Annotated in this window: 16 protein-coding genes; 3 read left to right on the top strand and 13 right to left on the bottom strand. The window is 37.8% G+C overall.

The genetic code is table 11. The features are described from left to right. Positions 1-201 precede the first annotated feature (201 nt). The 5 genes from F3J23_RS06765 to F3J23_RS06745 all read right to left on the bottom strand — a co-directional run bounded on the left by F3J23_RS06765 (position 202) and on the right by F3J23_RS06745 (position 5,846). Positions 202-1,467, bottom strand: a complete 1,266-nt coding sequence (locus F3J23_RS06765) for an NAD(P)/FAD-dependent oxidoreductase (protein ID WP_167026048.1) — start codon at positions 1,465-1,467, stop codon at positions 202-204. 8 nt (positions 1,468-1,475) lie between these two features. Continuing rightward, positions 1,476-2,474, bottom strand: a complete 999-nt coding sequence (locus tag F3J23_RS06760) for a 4-hydroxyproline epimerase (protein WP_167026045.1) — start codon at positions 2,472-2,474, stop codon at positions 1,476-1,478. Continuing rightward, positions 2,471-3,952, bottom strand: a complete 1,482-nt coding sequence (locus F3J23_RS06755) for an aldehyde dehydrogenase (NADP(+)) (RefSeq protein ID WP_167026042.1) — start codon at positions 3,950-3,952, stop codon at positions 2,471-2,473. The genes F3J23_RS06760 and F3J23_RS06755 overlap by 4 nt, the downstream gene beginning before the upstream one ends. A 16-nt stretch (positions 3,953-3,968) precedes the next feature. Further along, positions 3,969-4,874, bottom strand: coding sequence for a dihydrodipicolinate synthase family protein (locus F3J23_RS06750; RefSeq protein ID WP_167026040.1), 906 nt, complete (start codon positions 4,872-4,874; stop codon positions 3,969-3,971). Positions 4,875-4,964: 90 nt separating this feature from the next. Further along, positions 4,965-5,846, bottom strand: a complete 882-nt coding sequence (locus F3J23_RS06745; protein ID WP_167026037.1) for a helix-turn-helix domain-containing protein — start codon at positions 5,844-5,846, stop codon at positions 4,965-4,967. Positions 5,847-6,033: 187 nt separating this feature from the next. Here F3J23_RS06745 and F3J23_RS06740 point away from each other — a divergent pair, with 187 nt between their 5' ends. The 3 genes from F3J23_RS06740 (at position 6,034) to F3J23_RS06730 (ending at position 10,388) form a co-directional block, all read left to right on the top strand. Next, positions 6,034-7,428, top strand: coding sequence for an aminopeptidase P family protein (locus F3J23_RS06740; protein ID WP_167026034.1), 1,395 nt, complete (start codon positions 6,034-6,036; stop codon positions 7,426-7,428). Between the two features lie 10 nt (positions 7,429-7,438). Continuing rightward, positions 7,439-9,610 carry a S9 family peptidase gene (locus F3J23_RS06735; RefSeq protein ID WP_167026029.1) on the top strand — a complete coding sequence of 724 codons (2,172 nt, stop codon included), beginning with the start codon at positions 7,439-7,441 and terminating at the stop codon, positions 9,608-9,610. A 160-nt stretch (positions 9,611-9,770) separates the two neighbouring features. Next, positions 9,771-10,388 (top strand): DNA-3-methyladenine glycosylase, encoded by a 618-nt coding sequence (locus tag F3J23_RS06730; protein WP_167026026.1) that lies wholly within the window; start codon positions 9,771-9,773, stop codon positions 10,386-10,388. On the opposite strand, the gene mug is transcribed toward F3J23_RS06730, so the two are convergent. The 8 genes from mug to F3J23_RS06690 all read right to left on the bottom strand — a co-directional run bounded on the left by mug (position 10,375) and on the right by F3J23_RS06690 (position 19,300). After that, complete coding sequence (mug, locus tag F3J23_RS06725) at positions 10,375-10,875, bottom strand: G/U mismatch-specific DNA glycosylase (protein WP_167026023.1); 501 nt, start codon at positions 10,873-10,875, stop codon at positions 10,375-10,377. The genes F3J23_RS06730 and mug overlap by 14 nt on opposite strands. A 212-nt stretch (positions 10,876-11,087) precedes the next feature. Further along, positions 11,088-11,234 carry a hypothetical protein gene (locus tag F3J23_RS06720; protein WP_167026020.1) on the bottom strand — a complete coding sequence of 49 codons (147 nt, stop codon included), beginning with the start codon at positions 11,232-11,234 and terminating at the stop codon, positions 11,088-11,090. A 307-nt stretch (positions 11,235-11,541) separates the two neighbouring features. Beyond that, positions 11,542-12,981 carry a SusD/RagB family nutrient-binding outer membrane lipoprotein gene (locus F3J23_RS06715; RefSeq protein WP_167026017.1) on the bottom strand — a complete coding sequence of 480 codons (1,440 nt, stop codon included), beginning with the start codon at positions 12,979-12,981 and terminating at the stop codon, positions 11,542-11,544. 11 nt (positions 12,982-12,992) lie between these two features. Then, entirely contained in the window at positions 12,993-16,016 is a 3,024-nt protein-coding gene (locus F3J23_RS06710) for a SusC/RagA family TonB-linked outer membrane protein (protein ID WP_167026014.1), read from the bottom strand. A 278-nt stretch (positions 16,017-16,294) separates the two neighbouring features. Next, a complete protein-coding gene (locus F3J23_RS06705; protein WP_167026011.1) occupies positions 16,295-16,996 on the bottom strand; it encodes a LytR/AlgR family response regulator transcription factor in 702 nt (233 codons plus the stop codon). Then, positions 16,977-18,050: a sensor histidine kinase gene (locus F3J23_RS06700; RefSeq protein WP_167026008.1), complete on the bottom strand. Its 1,074-nt coding sequence runs from the start codon at positions 18,048-18,050 to the stop codon at positions 16,977-16,979. The genes F3J23_RS06705 and F3J23_RS06700 overlap by 20 nt, the downstream gene beginning before the upstream one ends. 210 nt (positions 18,051-18,260) lie before the next feature. Further along, on the bottom strand, positions 18,261-18,653 hold the full coding sequence (locus tag F3J23_RS06695; protein ID WP_167026005.1) for a DoxX family protein: 393 nt from the start codon (positions 18,651-18,653) through the stop codon (positions 18,261-18,263). 143 nt (positions 18,654-18,796) lie between these two features. Beyond that, on the bottom strand, positions 18,797-19,300 hold the full coding sequence (locus F3J23_RS06690; RefSeq protein ID WP_228455279.1) for a TlpA family protein disulfide reductase: 504 nt from the start codon (positions 19,298-19,300) through the stop codon (positions 18,797-18,799). Position 19,301: the final 1 nt, after the last annotated feature.

Below are 19,301 nucleotides of genomic sequence, written 5' to 3'. Positions count from 1 at the left end.
TTTGTTTGTTAATAAATTATTTGAATAGTCAATTTTTCCATGCTTTTGTCAACAATTTTACCATCTCCAATGGTTCTGATTCTTTGCTTTCACAGGAATGGCAAAATAAGAACCCGTTAAAAAATGCAATCTTCATAATAGAATGTATTGCAAGAGTTACTGTTTTCATAAATAATAATTTTGTGGGTTATGTGATGTTTTTTAATTAAATCTTTCAGGGTTGAATATCTTTATCTCAACCGTTGGCTTTTGGTCATTGGCAAGTTCTGAAACTGTTTTTCCAAAAATGGGTCCTAAGCTTAGTCCCATCATGCCACCGCCGCCTGCGATGATCAAGTTTTTTAATTGGGAAGATTGTCCAAGATATGGAAGTCCATCCGGAGCACAAGGTCTGTAACCAAACCAGATTTCTGATTCTTTGGGTAATTTAACCTGAAAATCTGGCAAATATTTGGGAATAGATTGTACGATTCCCTCTACCCTCTTCATATTAATTTTATTCTGATGGGAAGCCAGCTCCATTGTTCCGCCAAAACGGATTTGCCCATTCATGGGGGTTACGGCTACCCTGGCCTCAAGTAGTAATGCAGCATGTTTCAAAGTATTTGCAGAGCTCTCAAGATGATGCATAAATGAATAGCCCTTTCCCGGCATTAATTGGATCTTGATGCCGGCTTTTTGGGCTAGTTCAGGTAAAAATGAACCTCCTGTCATTACAAAACGATCTGCAGTAAACTTCTTGTCATTGGAAATTAAAGTTTTAATTGTATTTCCGGAAATTTCAAATCCTGTTACTTTATGCTGAATATGGAAAATGACACCATTCTTTTTAAGATATGAGATCATTTGCCTCATCAGTTTCATGGGATTCATATGACCATCACATTTGTAATTGATTCCTCCTATTACATCGAGACAGATATCGGGTTCCAGCTCCTGAATCCCTTTTTGATCCAAAATATCAACAGATAACCCCATATTAATTGCTTTGTGGGCAAGTTCTGTTTCCTCTTCTGCTACTTTTTCTGTCTTATAAAGCATCAGTATACCATTTTGATTCAGCTCAAAATCAAATTCTTCCTTTTGAGCAATTTCGTCATAAAGCTGGCTGCTTGCAAGATTAAGGTCTCTGATTGCCGCTGCAGAACGGTCTACATGATTCTGATTGGAATGCTGTAAAAATTTGAGCCCCCAAGACAGCAATTTGATGTTGAGTGATGGTTTTACATAGAACGGGCTTTTACTATCAAACATCCAGCGAATTCCCTGCGCAACAACGCCTGGAGCTGCCAAAGGTGTAAAATGACTGGGTACGATCATTCCTGCATTGCCATAGGAGCAGTTATAGAACAGATCGTTCTGTTCGAGGATTTCTACTTGCCACCCTTTCTGCAAAAGATAATATGCGGAGCTTAATCCTGCGATTCCTGCACCAATAATCAGTGCTTTTCCTTTATTCTGTGTCATACGTTTGTTTACATAACCTGAAATCCTTGCCAATAAGGATCTTCATCATCAATAATAATATGATTATATCCTGTAATTCTTGCCCAACCTTCTACAGATGGTATAATGGCTGGTTTCCCATCAACAGTAGTCTCACCTTCAATTCTTCCGATAAATTGTGAGCCAATGTAGCTTTCATGAATAAATTCTTCCCCTTCTTTTAATTTACCTTTAGCATGCCATTGAGCCATTCTTGCAGAAGTTCCTGTACCACAAGGTGAACGATCCAGGGCATTCTCACCTACCAGTACCGCATTTCTTCCGCTGGCATCTGAATTTGTGGGCTTGCCGGTCCATTGGATATGGCTTAATCCGGTAATATGTTCATTTTCAGGATGGATAAACTGATATTTTTCATTGAGCAGTTTCCTGATAATTTTTCCATAGTGAATAAGCTGACTGGCTGAAAAATCAGAAATATCTCTGAAATTTTCCTGAGGATCTATAATTGCATAAAAATTTCCGCCATATGCGACATCAGCCTTTATCAAACCCAAATCCGGACATTCAACTTCCAGGTCTGCAGCATATAAGAAAGATTTTACATTCGTTAATTTTACGGATTTTACTTTTTTGCCTTCCTGCACATAATCTATAAGTATAAGCCCTGCCGGGGTTTCAAGACGCAGCTTTCCCGGAATTTTAGGAGTCACCAGCCCTTCTTCTATGGCAATAGTAACAGTTCCGATTGTTCCATGCCCGCACATAGGAAGGCATCCGCTGGTTTCGATATATAAAACTCCGATATCATTTTCTTCATCAACAGGCGGATAAAGAATGCTTCCGCTCATCATGTCATGACCACGGGGTTCGAACATTAATCCTTTACGGATCCAGTCGTATTCTTTCATAAAGTGAAGACGGCGCTCCATCATGGAGTTTCCCTTTAAAATTGGACTGCCACCTGCAACAAGACGTACGGGACAGCCGCAGGTATGTGAATCTATACAAAAAAAAGTTCTGTTCATGAGATTTGTAATTTTAATGATGCTGAATTAATCTCTCCGTCCACGGTTCTGATAATTTGTAACGGGTTTTCATTTTTCAATTCTTCTGGCAAAAACTCATCAGGCCAATTCTGGAATGAAATAGGCCGGACAAACCGTTTAACAGCATCCGGACCTACGGAAGTAAAACGGGAATCCGTAGTTGAAGGAAAAGGGCCGCCATGCTGCATAGCATACACAACTTCTACTCCTGTAGGCATACCGTTGAATAATAACCTCCCGCATTTATCTTTTAAAATGCCGATCAGTGCAAAATTGTCACGGATATCTTCATGGGTAGCTGCTACCGTAACTGTTAACTGACATTTTAGATTTTGAGCGATTTGTATAAGCTCTTCGTGAGTTTCACAGCTTACAATGATACCAAAAGGACCAAAAACTTCTTCGCTGAATACAGGATTTTTAATGAAATTTTCACCACTGGTCAGGATAATAGTAGCGCATCCTTGTCCTTCCTTATTGTCTGATGTAATTATTTCAATCCCCGGTTGTGCCAAAGCAGTCGATTTATGATTTTCGAAATTTTCGTAAATCCCCTTGTGAAGCATTTGTGCGGGTATTACTTCTTGAATTTCATCTCTTAATACTGCCATAAAGCGATCGATTGATTTTTCTTTAACAGCAATAAACACACCCGGGTTGGTACAGAATTGTCCAACTCCTAATGTTAAAGAAGAAATGTATTCTTTTGCCAGTATTTCTGCTCTATTTTCAAGCAAATGCTGTAATGCAAATACAGGATTGATACTTCCCATTTCTGCAAAAACCGGAATTGGATTCTCACGGCGGTTAGCTAAATCAAACAATGCTTTTCCTCCCTTGAATGAGCCTGTAAAGGCAACGCCCTGAATATCTTGATGCTGAACCAGATAAGAGCCTGTTTCATGGGAAGTTCCGGTAATGTGGGCGAAAATCCCCTCAGGCCACCCGAATGCCTTCACAACACATGATATTGCATCTGCCATTATTTGGGAAGTCCGGAGATGCGCCGGATGAGCCTTCACTATAACCGGGCAGCCGGCTCCGAAAGCACTAGCGGTATCACCTCCAGCCGTAGAGAATGCGAATGGAAAATTGCTGGCTCCGAAAACAACTACCGGACCAATACCGATGCTGTATTTGCGGATATCTGCTTTTTGTTTCTCAGGCTGGGCAAGATCAATTCTTGGTTCTGCATATATTCCTTTGGCTACCGCTTTTGCATAGCTTCTCCATTGATTTACTGTTCTTGCTTTTTCTCCGGTAAGCCTTGCTAAAGGTAATGATGTCTCGGTATGTGCGGTTGTTAGAAGTTCTTCTCCCAAAGCTTCAATCTGATCTGCAATGGCATTCATTAATGCAGCTCTTTCCTTTATGGTTGTATTTTTCAGAAACTGAAAGGCTTCAAGGGCCATTTGGATTTTTCTGTCAATATTTTCTTTTGGTGTTTCCTCAATCATGGCTTTATTTCTTGTATTAATCTAAAACGGGACGATTTGCTCGGCTTTCCTCAATGATCTTTTTAATTTTCCCGGCTTCCTGACCTTGTAATTCTAGACGGGGAGCTCTTACATACGGACTGCTTATTCCTTCTGATGCAGCGGCCAGTTTTATATACTGTATCAGCTTGGGATGAATGTCAAGTTCCAGCAATGGCATAAACCATCTATATATAGCTATTGCTTTGTCATAGCTGCCTGCTTTAACATGGTGGTACATGGCCATAGTTTCATTTGGGAAAGCATCTACAAGGCCTGCAACAAGACCGTCTGCTCCAAGCATTAAAGTTTCCAGGCAGATCGTATCCACACCGCCAAGAATCTTGATCCTTTTACCAAAACGGTTAATCATTCTGGTTACGTTAGCAAGATCCCTTGTAGATTCTTTAACGGCTTGAATGGTTGGATATTGAATAAGCTCATCAAACATTTCAAGGTTTACATAAATTCCGTAATCTACAGGATTATTATAAATGAGAATCGGAAGATCTGTTGCAGTTGCCACAGCTTTAAAATATTCAACAACTTCACGGTTATCGGCTTTATAACGCATAGGAGGAAGAAGCATTAAACCGTCCGCTCCCAATTCTTTGGCCTTTCTTGCAAAGCTTACAGCATTTTTTGTTGTGTTTTCAGAAAGATTAAGAATGACAGGAATTCTGTCTTGGGTAATCTTTTTTGCATATTGTAATAATTCAAACTTTTCTTCAGTTTCCAAGGCGCTGGCTTCTCCCAATGTTCCTGCAAGAATAATCCCGTGAACACCAGCTTTGATCTGGGCTTCCGTATTGAGAGCAAACATCTCAAAATCTATCTCACCCTCTTTTGTAAAAGGAGTTAACACAGCGGGATAAATGCCTTCCCAGTTTAGTTTTGTACTCATATCAAATAATATTTATCCAAAACTAGCAGAATTTCAAAACGGTAAATGTTAATATTTTAATAGATTCTAACCGTATTTTAACATATACTTTTAAAGATCTGTGGTTGCCTCTTTGTAATGCTTAAGATATTCTTTGGGAGAATATTTCATAATGGACTTAAAAACCCTATTAAAGTTGGTAAGGCTGTTAAATCCACTGTTAAAAGCAACTGAAGAAATGCTGTACAGGCTGCTGGATGTTAATAATCTGCAGGCTCTTTGTACACGGAGTTCATTAAGATATTCAATGAAGGTGACTCCGGTTCGTTTTTTAAAGGATCTGCAGAATGCCTGCGGAGTCATACAGGCTTCTTTGGCAATGGTGTCGAGGCTGAGTTTGTGTTGCGCAAAATTTTTCTTAATAAAAGTTTGTGCATCTATAATTCTTTGGTCATTATCCGAAATATGAGAGGGCAGATTCTTCTCTGAAGATAAAGGAATATGCAAATGTCTGTTTTGCATAAGATTCTGTAAGATCCTTATAAAATCTATGATCTGATCTATTCCTTTTGTTTTTTGTAATGCACCTATGCTTTCTCCTACCTCTGATTTTAATTCTGGTGCCACTTTGAACCCCACCTCAGAATAATGTATAAAGTTTTTGAGTTCTTCAAATTCTGGTAAGTCGAAAAATGCGGAAATCTTTTTATGAGGATCAAAGAAAATAGATACTGCATGAACGTTCTGCTTTTCATGCGCATGAAAATCACCCTTGAAGACATGGGATTGATTGGCTCCCAAATAAAAAATATCACCTTCTTCAAAAGGGAAAAGATTCTGTTCTATGGCCAGCGTTCCATGTCCTTTAAGAATCCACATGATTTGTGTTTCAGTATGACGATGAAAATAAGGATAGAAATTGGGCATAATGTCTTCCTGTATTCGGATGCTTTTATTGGTATCAGCTGGTACCGAAAACTGAAGACTTTTCATAAGATATCTGTTTTATGAGACGGCATATTTAATAAGGTTAAAATATTGCCGAATTTAAGCAAAATATGAACACTGAATATCATATTAAAATCCAAACTTTACTTATTCTTTATTTTAACGGATAAAGGTCTCTAAATAATACAAAATCGTAACTTTAAACCTTTAAATAAAAAAGTATTTATAATATATGTTTTCAGCAACAACCTATCAAGACAGAAGATCTGTATTACAAAGCAATATAGCTAACGGAATTTTATTGTTTTTAGGAAATATAGAGAATCCTGTGAATTTTGAACACAACCCTTATTATTTCCGTCAAGACAGTACTTATTTATATTATTTCGGGATTCAGGAGCCCCGGATTGCAGCTATTATCGATATTGATGAAAATAAAACCATCGTTTTTGGAGACGAATTAAGTATTGATGACATTGTATGGATGGGCAGACAAGAAACCTTGAAAGAGAAAAGCCTGAAATCCGGTATACAGGAAACTTTACCTTATGCAGAACTTTCTCAATATATTTTAAAAGCGCAGGCTTCCGGAAGAAGGGTACATTATCTTCCTCCCTATCAGTCTTCAAATAAAATTTTACTGGCAGATCTTTTTGGGATTAAAACAAGTGAATTGCAGCCTTCGGCAGAGATGATTAAAGCAGTTGTAAAGCAGCGTTCCATAAAAGAACCTCAGGAAATTGTACAGATAGAGCAGGCCGTTAATGTATCTAATGAAATGCATCTTCTGGCAATGCGTATGGCAAAACCCGGAATTAAGGAATATGAAATTGCCAATGCAATTCAATATCTGGCGGCTAATCAAGAGTGCCAGATGTCTTATCCTCCGATTATTACTATTAATGGAGGTATCCTGCATAACCATTATCGTCTCAATACATTGAAAGAAGGCGATCTTTTCCTGAATGATTCGGGCGCGGAAACTGCAATGGGATATGCGGGAGATCTTACCAGAACATTTCCAGCAGGTAAAACCTTTACAACTAAACAAAAGGAAATGTATGAAGTGGTTCTGAATGCTTTTAATAATGCCCAGCAGCTTTTGAAACCAGGTGTGCGATTCAAAGATATTCACCTTAAAGCTTCTCAGCATCTGGTAGAAGGTCTTATTGATCTCGGCCTGATGAAAGGAAATCCTGAAGAAGCGGTAAAAAACCATGCGCATACTTTATTTTTCCAATGTGGTTTAGGGCATATGATGGGACTTGACGTACATGATATGGAAGATCTTGGAGAACAATATATCGGCTATACCGAAGAAGAGCCGAAGGACACCCAAACATTCGGTCTTAAATCTTTACGTTTAGGTAAATCCTTGGATTCCGGATTTGTAGTAACAGTTGAACCGGGTATTTATATGATTCCGGAACTGATCGATATCTGGCAGACGGAGAATAGAAATGCAGACTTTATTAATTATGATAGAGTAAACGAATACAGAAATTTTGGAGGAATCCGTATTGAGGATGATTTCCTGATCACAGCCGATGGATACAGGCTTCTGGGGAACGGACTGATTAAAACTGTTGATGAAATTGAAAATTACAGAGCTGAACATTTAGCTTAACTCAAATTATATGAAGAAAATAAAAAAACTGACGGTCATTGCATTATACTTCCTGTGTCTGTCGCCACTCGCTGCACAAAAGACACAATGGACTCCTGATGGCAATGCTTATTATTCAGTGACCAAAAAAGGGTTGGAAATTGTTGATGTATTGCATCCTGGAAAAGATCAGACACTTTTAAGCAGCAACGAGCTGGTTCCTACCGGAAGTTCCGAAGCACTGAACGTGCAAAGTTTTCAGATGTCCCCCGACGGAAAAAGTCTATTACTGTTTGCCAATACACGAAAAGTTTGGCGAACTAATACCCGTGGAGATTACTGGATTTTTGATAAAAACACAAAAAAACTTACTCAACTGGGTAAAGGATTACCGGCATCATCATTAATGTTTGCCAAGTTTTCTCCTGACGGTAAAAAAGTAGCGTATGTGTCTAAGCATAATATCTATATTGAAGATCTTTCAAACAACCAGCTTGCCAAAATTACCAATGATGGCACAGATGGAATGATTAATGGTACTTTTGACTGGGTATATGAAGAGGAGTTCGGTGCTCAGGATGGTTTCAGATGGTCTCCTGATGGAAGTAAAATTGCCTACTGGAAACTGGATGCGCGAGGAACGAAAAACTTTCTGATGATCAATAATACAGACAGCCTTTATTCGTTTACTGTTCCTGTAGAATATCCAAAAGCCGGTGAAAATCCTTCAGGATGCAGTATCTGGTTTTATGATCTTGCTTCCCAATCTTCAAAGAAAGCTAATCTTCAAGGGGATGAAATTCAAAATTATATTCCAAGAATGGAATGGGTGCTGGATTCTAAATCCGTTATTCTGCAACAATTGAACAGAAAACAGAATCAGAGTAAAATTATCATTGCAGACGCCGGCTCCGGAAGCAGCAAGACTATTCACACAGAAACAGATGCCGCATGGATCGATATAAAATCCAGATGGAACGATAATGACCCAAGCGGCTGGGACTGGATCGAAGATGGAAAAGAGTTCTTGTGGCTCTCTGAGAAAGACGGATGGAGACATATTTATAAAATAGATATGAATGGTAAAGAAACATTGATTACAAAAGATGCTTTCGATGTTATACAACCAGAATTTTTTGATGTTAAAAACAAACAAATTTACTTTTTAGCTTCTCCAAATAATGCAACTCAAAAATACCTGTATAAAGTGAACATGAAAGGAGGAAAAGCACAGAAAATAACTCCTGAAAACTACACAGGGTCTAATGAATATACAATATCACCTAATGGAAAAATTGCTATGTTTATGAATGACAATGTGAATGCATATTCTATAGGTACCGTAATATCACTTCCTGAGCATAAAGAGCTTGTAGCTGCCAAAAGATCGGAAAAAGCAGATCCGGCCAGGTCCAAAACAGAATTCTTCCAGGTGACTACTGAGGATGGAGTTACCTTAGACGGATGGGTGGTAAAGCCTAAAAATTTTGATCCTAATAAGAAGTATCCGATTGTCTTCACAGTTTATGGAGAACCTGCACTGCAAACAGTAACAGATAGCTTCTATACAGGCTGGAACCAATTATATGTTGGTGACATGGCGGAAGACGGCTATTTATATGTTTCCCTTGAAAACCGCGGAACTCCTGCTCCACGAGGTCGTGAATGGAGAAAATCCATCTATCGTAAAATAGGTCAGCTGAATATCCGTGATCAGGCAATGGGTGCCAAAGCTTTATTTGCAAAATGGCCTTACATTGATACTTCAAGAGTTGCCGTATGGGGCTGGAGCGGCGGAGGTTCGTCTACCCTGAACCTTTTAGGACAATATCCGGATATTTACCAGACGGGAATTGCCATTGCTCCGGTTGCCAATCAGTTGTTTTATGATAATATCTATCAGGAACGTTATATGGGACTTCCTCAGGAAAACAGAGAAGATTTTGTAAAAGGCTCTCCATTGGCTTACGCTAAAAACCTGAAAGGAAACCTACTACTTGTTCACGGAACCGGTGATGATAATGTACATTACCAAAATACGGAGGTATATATCAATGAGCTGGTAAAATACAATAAACAATTCCAGCTGATGTCTTATCCTAACAGAACGCACTCTATTGATGAAGGAGAAGGAACATCATTGCACCTGGCAACATTGTTTACAAAATATTTAAAAGAACACTGTCCTCCGGGAGGAAAATAAGATCAAGAACAAAGTCTCACAGGAATGTGGGACTTTGCTGTTTTTATGTACAATCTGTCAGAATTAATCTATAAAATAATGTATTGCATTCAGCTTCCAGCTCTTCTATTTAACGGAAATTATCCCTATTTTTGAGGGAAGAATTCTAAAACCACCAATTTTGAAACTTCCTCTCTCCTACTATTCAAACCCGGATGTCCTTTTTCTGGCAAAAGATCTTCTCGGAAAAGTTTTGTTTACCGAAATCAACGGCGATATTACCGGAGGAATCATAGTAGAAACCGAAGCTTATAACGGAATATATGATAAAGCATCCCATGCATACGGAGCCAGACGTACAATTCGTACAGAACCCTTATACAGTCATGGAGGTATTTCTTATGTGTATTTGTGCTACGGAATTCACCATCTTTTCAATATTGTCACTTCGGTTGAAAATGAACCGCATGCCGTTCTGATCAGGGCGATTGAACCATTAGAAGGTAAAGAATTCATGGAGTTGAGACGAAATATGCCAGCTTCTAAGCCTGCTATTTCTTCAGGGCCCGGTTCTGCAGCAAAAGCTCTCGGAATTGACCGCTCCTTCAATAAAAAAGATTTGACAGAGAATGAAATCTGGATTGAAGATCAGGGTATCCGGTATAATCCCGAAGAAATTATAGCATCACCACGTATCGGGGTTGCTTATGCACAGGAAGACGCCCTTCTTCCATGGCGTTTCTTTGTGAAAGGAAATCAATATGTGAGTAAGCCTAATAAAGTAATTATTCCTGAATAGCCTGATAGAAATCCTTATAAGAAGTAACAAGATCCTCAAGAGAAAAGCCTCGGTTTAAACCACTGGTATTAGGAAGAACCCAGATCCGGGACCCACATAGATCTTCCGGCTGTTTTCCCCATGGGATTTCTTTCTTTTTGAAAAATGCTTTATAGGCAGCCTTCCCAAGAAACACAATATATTGGGGCTGAAATTCCTTGATCTTTATTGTAAAACTTTCGAGAGCATCGTCAAATTCTTCTTTTGAAAGTTCGTCAGCACGGGAGGTAGCTCTTGCAACAGCGGTTGTAAGCCCGCATCCAAAGTCTAAGATAGAGGTATCATTAACAGCTTCTATTTGATAAGAGGTAAAACCGGACTGATGAAGAACCTTCCAGAAACGGTTGCTTCTTCCTGAAAAATGATGACCGTCTTCTGATGATTTTAACCCGGGATTAATACCGCAAAAAAGTACTTTAAGATCAGGTTTAATAATATCTGTTAACATATTTCCGATGGATTCAATTGCAATGAAAAAATAAAAGTGAAGGTATGTATTTTATTTCGAAATCGGTTTTTAAAATTCCAAATTCCTTTAAAAGAAATTGGCTTAAGACCATTGCTGATCATTAAGCCAAACCATTATTCAACATTTCGAATAATAAACCAACCACGTTATAACTTATTAAGTTTTCTAAATATTCAATATTTTGAACCTCATCAATAACCTCCTATCATTTCCACCCGTATTTCGTGAATCTCCTGCACATTATTGTTGTCATCTGCTGTAACTGTAATATCTTTTTTTATAATTTCTGCAAAGTGATCCTCGTTTCTTTTGCAGCTGAACAGGATAATTTCTATCATCAGTATTAACAAAAATATTCCCGTCTGTCTCTGTATTGGTGGCGCTCTCATGCTTTTGATACTTAATGTTGTATAAATCTGTGTTTCTTCAACAAATTTCAATAAACAGAAAAGGATATGGAAAAAACATCTACCAATGAAGAGGTATAATCTATGAATTGATACCCGATGTCTTTTGATTATTAATGAAAAAAGAGACTGATTCTGTATGAAATCAGCCTCTCAAGAGTCGAACAAAATTATTGATATGAAAAATTTAATTTGGTAAAAGTTAAAAAAAGAGAATGTATTATAGTTTGTCAATTGATTAATGACTATCCCAGAAAACCTTAGTGGTAAGCCTGTCTCCTCCTATTGCTGTGGCAGCTTTAGCATAATTGGTTCCGTTGGTTGTAGCTTCAAGTGTGGGATATTGTAATCTTACCGGTACTTTTCCGTCTGCATTGGCAATAGCAGTGGGAGGAGCCTGTAAAACGGGGTAATCTAATCGTCTGTAAAAATTCCAGGATACCACCGGATGATTGTAGAGAGCAACCCAGGCCTGTTCTCCGATTGATTTTTTCCAGTTTGATGGGTTGTAAGGATGATCAGCAAGATAATCCAGTGCATTTTGGTTAGAAAGTCCCCATTCCCGGAATGAAGCCTGAACAGCATTTTGATATAAGGCATCAGGATTCCCTCCAATTCCAAATCTTGCAGCTGCCTCGGCAAGATAAAAGGAAACCTCTGTGTAAGTCATAAGATTTCCGGCAGTTACAGGAATATAGGCGAAAATTCCCGGAGCAGAAAAATCAGAGAAATTTCCTCCTGAACCAATGACCTGTCCAATGTACTCGCCGTGTACATCTCTGAAATATTTTGTAACCCTTTGATCGGAAGTAGTATTCAGAAAGTCTATAAAAGGTTTTCCTCCAAAAAAGTCATTTCTCCCACTGTTCACAAGATTTTCGTACAGCGGATTGAAATTGGGTGTTTCGGGAAGATAGCGGAATAATCCGCTCTGAGATTCATCAGTGATAACTCCCCCTGATATGGCAGTATTGATGCTGGATTGAGCGAGAGCAGGATCTACATCTGAAAGAGCAATTCCCAGTTTCAGAAGCAGAGAGTTTCCCAATTTTTTCCATTTTCCGATGTCTCCACCGTAAATAATATCTCCCGATCCGAATGTTCCAGCTTCTTCATCAAGATTATTGAGATCTGCTTTCAGACGTGTAATGAGATTTTCATAGATCTGCCTGTCATCATCATAGACAGGAAGCGGAAACTTTGCCTGATTAAGTGCCTGGCTGTAAGGAATATCTCCAAAAGTATCCGTTAAGGTCTGAAAGGCATATACAGATAAGATATCCAAAACTGCCAATTGATTTTTTTTCTTAGCCGGCCAGGCATTCAGCTCAGAAGGCCCCGGCTGGTATTTTTCAATAAGCTCTTTTGCTTTATTCAGGTTATTGAGAACATTTACATAATTATCAGCCCATACATTATTGGAAACATTCCTTGCTGTAAAATTATAATTACTTTCGTTTACATAGGTAACTTCCTGCCAATACTGCATGATAAGACGAAAATTATTTTCATTGACACTGGGTGTGTTCATATAGTCACTCAGTTCCTTTTCCGCATAGGTAAGCAGAGGCTCTGCAGACATATCATAAGCCACATGAGAATCAAGATTCACATCATCCGAAGTACATGCTATGAGTGATAAAGCAAATAATGAGCTTATTATAATCGATTTTTTCATTGTAATAGTTTTTAAAAATTAACTTTCAGATTGAATGAGAAATTTCTTGTAGTAGGCATAACTCCCGATTGATACCCCTGAATGCTTCCCGAAGAAAGCCCCGCTTCAGGATCAGCATATGGAAGGTTTTTATGAATGATCCAGAGATTGCTTCCTACAAAACCTAGAGTAAGACTCTGAATTCCTGTATTTTTTAAAAATTGATTGTTAAAAGTGTAAGAAACTGATACCTGTCTTAGCTTTATAAAGCTGGCATCATAGATAAATGCGGCTACCGGAGGATCTGTGCCTAAAAACTGGCTGGAAATAGACCGGTCAAGTCTGATGGTATTCGGAATATAATGTCCCGGATTATTAGGATCCTGCATCACCCCGGGCAGAATAACGCCACCACCGTTAGCAAGAGTATTTCTCACAGGATTTCCGAGATCATTCAAACCTACTGTCTCAGGATAAAGCCCTGTGCCTGTGCCATAATACTGATCCAGAGAGAATATCTTCCCTCCCTTTTTCCAATCGATCTGGAAACTAAGATTAAAGTTTTTATAAGTGAAAGAGTTATTCAATCCGGCAATAAAATCCGGTTGAAAGCTTCCGAAATTGTGATTGGAATCATCAGTAATAAGATAAGCTCCATTTCTTCCAACAATTTTATTCCCATTAGGATCATAAACATAATCAGAACCCCATATGCTTCCGTAATCTTCATTGAGCGGAGCATTAATACTGACTCCTCCTTGTAAACTTCCTATGGTAATATTTTCAACCCCTTCCCGAAGTGCTGTGACCTTAGTTTTAGGATTTGACCAGTTGAGCCCTACTTCCCAACTAAAATCAGTCAATTTCAAAGGAGTTATATTCACAGACAATTCAATTCCTTTCGTGGTAAGTTCTCCGGTATTCTGTATGCTTGCTGCAGAACCCGTTGCTAATGATACCGGGAGCGGAAGGATCTGGTCAAATGCTTTATTCCGGAACCACGCAAGATCAAAACCAAATCTGTTCTTAAAAAACTGCATATTGGTTCCTATCTCAAAATTTTTAAGTTTCTGAGGAAGGAGATCTGCGTTTCTCAATGATGTATTATAAGCGTAAACAGGATTGTTTTCAAAGGATGCCTGTACAATATAACGGTTTCTCAATTGGTCTGCATTCGTGTCTGAACCTACTTCCGCATAGGCAGCTCTGAATTTCCCAAAGCTCAGCCATTGCTGTTTCAACAGATTGGAAAATACCACACTTGCTGAAACAGATGGGTAATAATATGCTGATTTTTCTTTTGGTAATGCCGTAGACTGATCTCTTCTGAAGGTTCCTTCCAGATAATAAGTATTTTTATAGCCTAAGGAAGCCTGGATGAAAGCTCCGTAAATATATTTGGAAGTATCTGTGGTGATGGGTTTTGCAGGAGTAGCCACAGAGTTCGAAATGGTATAAAGCCTCGGAATATAAAGCCCGCCGGTAGTTGTTTGTGCATTCGAATAACTGGTCTGTACATTGATATTTCCCCCTAACAAAGCCTGAACATTTAAATCTTCGGTAATATTCTTTTTATAAGTGGCAATCAGGTCATAATTGGTTTCTGTAAAACGGAGGTTGGTTACGGCATATCCTGAAGGCTGTTCTATAGGATTAAAACTGAAAAATGCAGGAATAGATCCAATTGCTCTTCTTTCTTCAGTGATCATGCTATATCCGTCAGTTCCTATCCTTCCCAGAATATTTATACTTTTTGAAAGATCATAGCTGAGGCTGAAATTTCCTGCAAAACGCTCCCGCTTATCATTCTGGTAATTTTCATATCGCGTAAAATAAGGATTGTCCCAATAAGCAGGTGTAAGATCATCCGGCGAATTGATATTCCATGTATAATTTTTCCCGAAAGTCTTATACAGATATTTCTGATACTGAATATCAACATTCGTAGGCCACCATTGCCTGAAATTCCCCATAATATTGTCTCCATATCCTGTTGTATTTCTGCCTTTGGTACTTTGTACAATATAGTTGGCGAAAATAGTTGCCGTAAGATTATCCGTAATCTTGTAAGAAGCATTACCCCCGAAGTTATTCTTTGATAAAAATGAATTAGGCATAATATCTGTTGCCCGGGTATTTGAATAACTTAATCTGAATGTTGTACGGTCGTTTCCTCCGCTCAGTGCAATATTATTGGTTTGGTTGATTGCTTTTTCAAAGAAAGTAATGGGTCCGTTTTTAGCCATAACCCATGGAGTTTGCTTTCCAAAGTTTTTAGAATCCGGGATAAATGCATCATACTGCCATACCATAAGATTAGGATCATAAGCCAATCCGTAAGAAGCATCATACCAGGAAGGCATCAGAAGACTGTTTTGGAAAGGGATAACATTATTTCCTAAATAACCTTGTCCATATTGTGTCTGATATTCGGGAAAAGTAGATCGATCAATGCTGGAAATTGTAAAACTTCCACTGTATTCCAGCCCGATTCCCTGAGAATTCTTCTTCCCTTTCTTAGTGGTGATAATGATTGCCCCGTTTTGAGCTCTTGAGCCGTATAAAGCTGTTGCAGCAGCTCCTTTTAATACATTCACGGTTTCAATATCATTAGGGTTGATATCAGAAACCGGACTTCCGTAATCATATCCCCCAAATCCATTTTGCTGAACACTGGAGTTGATATTTCGGTTGATAATAGGAACACCATCCACTACAAAAAGGGCCTGGTTATCCCCTAAAATAGATTTATAACCTCTGGATACTGCATCTACGGATCCCCCGAAATTTGTAGACTGTCTGATCTCAAGACCTGCCACTTTTCCCGATAGATTATTCAGGAAATTAGTAGTTGGATTTCTATTGATATCCTCTCCTTTCACTTCCTGAGTAGAATAACCTAAAGATCTCTTTTCCCTTTTAATCCCCAGTGCAGTCACAACAATTCCCTCGATGTTCTGTGTTTTAAGAGTATCCTGCTTTTCCTGACCGAGACAGGTTTCGCCTCCCATGAAAAAAGCAACTCCGGCACTTAAAAGCTTTAACTTGTATTTCATAATCATTGATTTTTTTTAACGTATCGTTAACCAAAATTCAATAATCAGTGAAGAATATAAGGAAATCTATATATCAACAGCGGGATAATGTCTACTTAGGGTTTATAAGTAAGGAGTTGTGGAGGTGTTTAACTACAATAATTAAATAAGAATAAGCTTTTACAGCAATATAATATTTCCAATTGAAGACCTAAAAATCCCCCTCCTCTGGAGAGGAGCTTTACAAAGTCATATTCTGTACTCAAAATATATGTTTCCAGCAGCAGTTTTCGATTAGTTTAAAGCTCTATTGAAGCCTTATACGTTCTTCCAATCGGGAGTTTTTTCCCGTTAATCTGGATAAAAGCTGCTGATTTTATTTCAATCTTGGATCTGGAAATAATATAGGATTTATGAATACGTACAAACATTTTCGGATTTAAACTTTCCTCCATTTTACTGATAGGCATTTTAAAGGTAAATGTTTCTGTTTTTGTATGGATATTAATGTATTCTCTTAAGCTTTCAATATAAAAGATATCCTGCAAAATGATTTTAACCTGTTTTTTACCACTGTTGATGAAGATATAATCACGTTCGGATATTTCCAGCAAAGCCTCTTCCGCTCCCATTAAATATTTAAATTTTCCTATGGCAGTAAGAAAACGGTCATAAGGAATGGGCTTCATTAAATAATCTACAATATCAAGTTCATAACCTTCCACAGCATATTGATGATAAGCAGTGGTTACAACAACTAATGGCGGATTTTTTAGTTTTCTCAGAAAATCAAAACCTTTTACCACGGGAAGATGCAGATCCAGAAACATCAGATCTACATGATGAATACTTAAAAGACTGCTGGCATATACCGCATCTGCACATTTTCCTACAAGATTAAGCTCAGCATCTCTGCTAATAAAACTTTCCAGAATTTCTGCAGCAATAGGCTCGTCTTCAACAATTATGCAATTATACTTTTTAGAGGTTGGATGTGTCATGGAAGTCTATCGTTAGTTGTACAATGTATCGGTTACTTTTATTTTCAACAGCGAGAATATGCTTGGGATATAGCAGCTCAAGCTGCCGGCGAATATTTTTCAGGCCTATTTTAGTAGAATGCTCGTGGAGCTTTTCTTCTATGGAATTTTCAATAAAATATGTGAGAATACCATTTTTAAGCTGGATATCAATATTGATGAATGTTTCTCCCAGACTTTCTGAAATACCATGTTTAAAGGCATTTTCAACAAATTGTATCAATATAAGCGGTGAAATCTCCTGTGAAGGATTGTCAATATCTTCTGTTAAATGTACAGTAAGATCACGATGGCGGATTTTCTGAATCTGTATAAAATCCTTTATGTTATCAATATCTTTTGCAATGGAAATATTCTTTTCTGCCGCTTCATAAATATTATAACGCATTACCTTTGCAAGCTGAAGAATGACATCCGGAGTTTCATCTGCTTTTTTTAGAGCCATCCCATAAATATTATTAAGCGTATTGAACAGAAAATGAGGATTAATCTGGGCTTTCAGCATGGTAAGCTCCTGGTCCAGTTTTTCTGATTTTAATTGAGAAAGCTGCTCTTTCAGAAGATTTTTTTGTCTTGTGATCTCAACTCCAAAGACGAGACCAACCATAAAAATAAGGTCCATAAAAGAGTTGAATGCAACTAAACCGTTGATATAGCCGGATGGCTGTTTCCCATCAAGGGTTTCCGTAGCCTCATAGATATAAGGATAAATAATATAATGCGTGAAGAATCTATGCCCCAGAACTGCAAGAATGACAATAAGAATATAAAGGATATATTTGAGAAAGCTCCTGAAATGAACCTTTTCATATACATATAACAAGGCATAACCAAGCGGCATTTTGATCAGCAGGTAACCCAACTCTAAAATGAGCGTATTTTGAAGCCTTATCTCCCATTTGAAATCCGGAAACTGATACCTGGACCAATAGAAGTCCAGATAAACTTCCAGAATATAATACAGGAGCCAAAAAAGCAAGTGAACCTGCAACTTAGATTTTCCTTCTGATTTCAAATTTATGATGATTTAAAAGTACAAAGTACTATTGTTCATTCAAATATAAAAATATAAAGGCTATGAAATTAAGGTTTTAGTCTATGAACAGCTGAAATAGAAGAACACTATTAATCACCACGTCAAAAAATCTTTGAATTTTTACCACCCTTCCAGAGGATAGGAATTCTTAGGTATCCAATTGAAATATTTTGTTGTAATGATAACTTTTCAGAGAGGTTTTTGTTGTTTTTTGAAGCAAACTTCAGGATATATAAGATTGAAAAGACTAAAGATCAGCAGAACATTGAATTCAATGCCGTTGGTTCCACCTCCTACTACAAACCATCCATTCTGCCGGTGAACATAATAGATTCCAAAAGCTAAGATCAGAATATTACAGATAGCTACGGGTTTTATAAACCGGTCTATCCAAATAAGCGGTACAGAAAGAAGATGAGTGAGTTTCACAGCCCAGGCTATATAAATTCCTAATGGACTGAAACCTATTGTATCCAGATAAAAACGCCCGAAATTGTTGACATCTCCACTGAAAATGGAAATTACACTATGCATCAGCAGAATGACTGACAGTGCAATACGGAGGTAAAAGTTTTTTTTCATGATCCCAAAACTATGAAGGCAGAAAAAAGACCGCTTTGTATAGTATATCAATTACTTTGAAATGTATATAAAAAAATAAATAAAAAATTAAAGAGCAGTAAATAAATTACTACTCTTTAAAATATTTATAAGATATCCTGATCTTAATTTTGAGATAAATTCTTCTTTAAAAATTCCTCCAGATCCTTGCCATGAAGGTTTTTTGCTAAGATTGTTCCTTCTCCGTCAATAATAATATTAAAAGGAAGTTCATCAACTTCGTATGTTTTTGCGACAGGGCTTTTCCAGAATTTCAAATCACTGATCTGAATCCAATCGATATTGAACCTTTCAATTGCTTTTTGCCAGCTTTCTTTGTTTTTATCCAAAGAAACACCTAGAATTTCAAATTTATTGTTTTTTACCTGACCGGCATAAGTTTCGTACAGTGTTTTCAGCATAGGCTGTTCTTCTACACATGGAGCACACCAGGTCGCCCAAAAATCAATCAGTACCAGTTTTCCTTTTAAGGTGGAAAGCGAAAAAGAAGTTCCGTCTGCCTTCATCATTGTAATCTCCGGAGCCTTTTTCCCTGTCTGTATTTTATTTTGAGCCAAAATACATCCTGAAAAAGCGATTAAAAATAATACGGTAAAACAAGTCTTCATA

The organism is Chryseobacterium sp. Tr-659, assembly GCF_011752975.1.
In the GTDB taxonomy this organism is placed as follows: domain Bacteria; phylum Bacteroidota; class Bacteroidia; order Flavobacteriales; family Weeksellaceae; genus Chryseobacterium.
The sequence above is the reverse complement of the archived record's forward strand: the minus strand, read 5'-3'. Positions and strand labels throughout refer to the sequence as shown.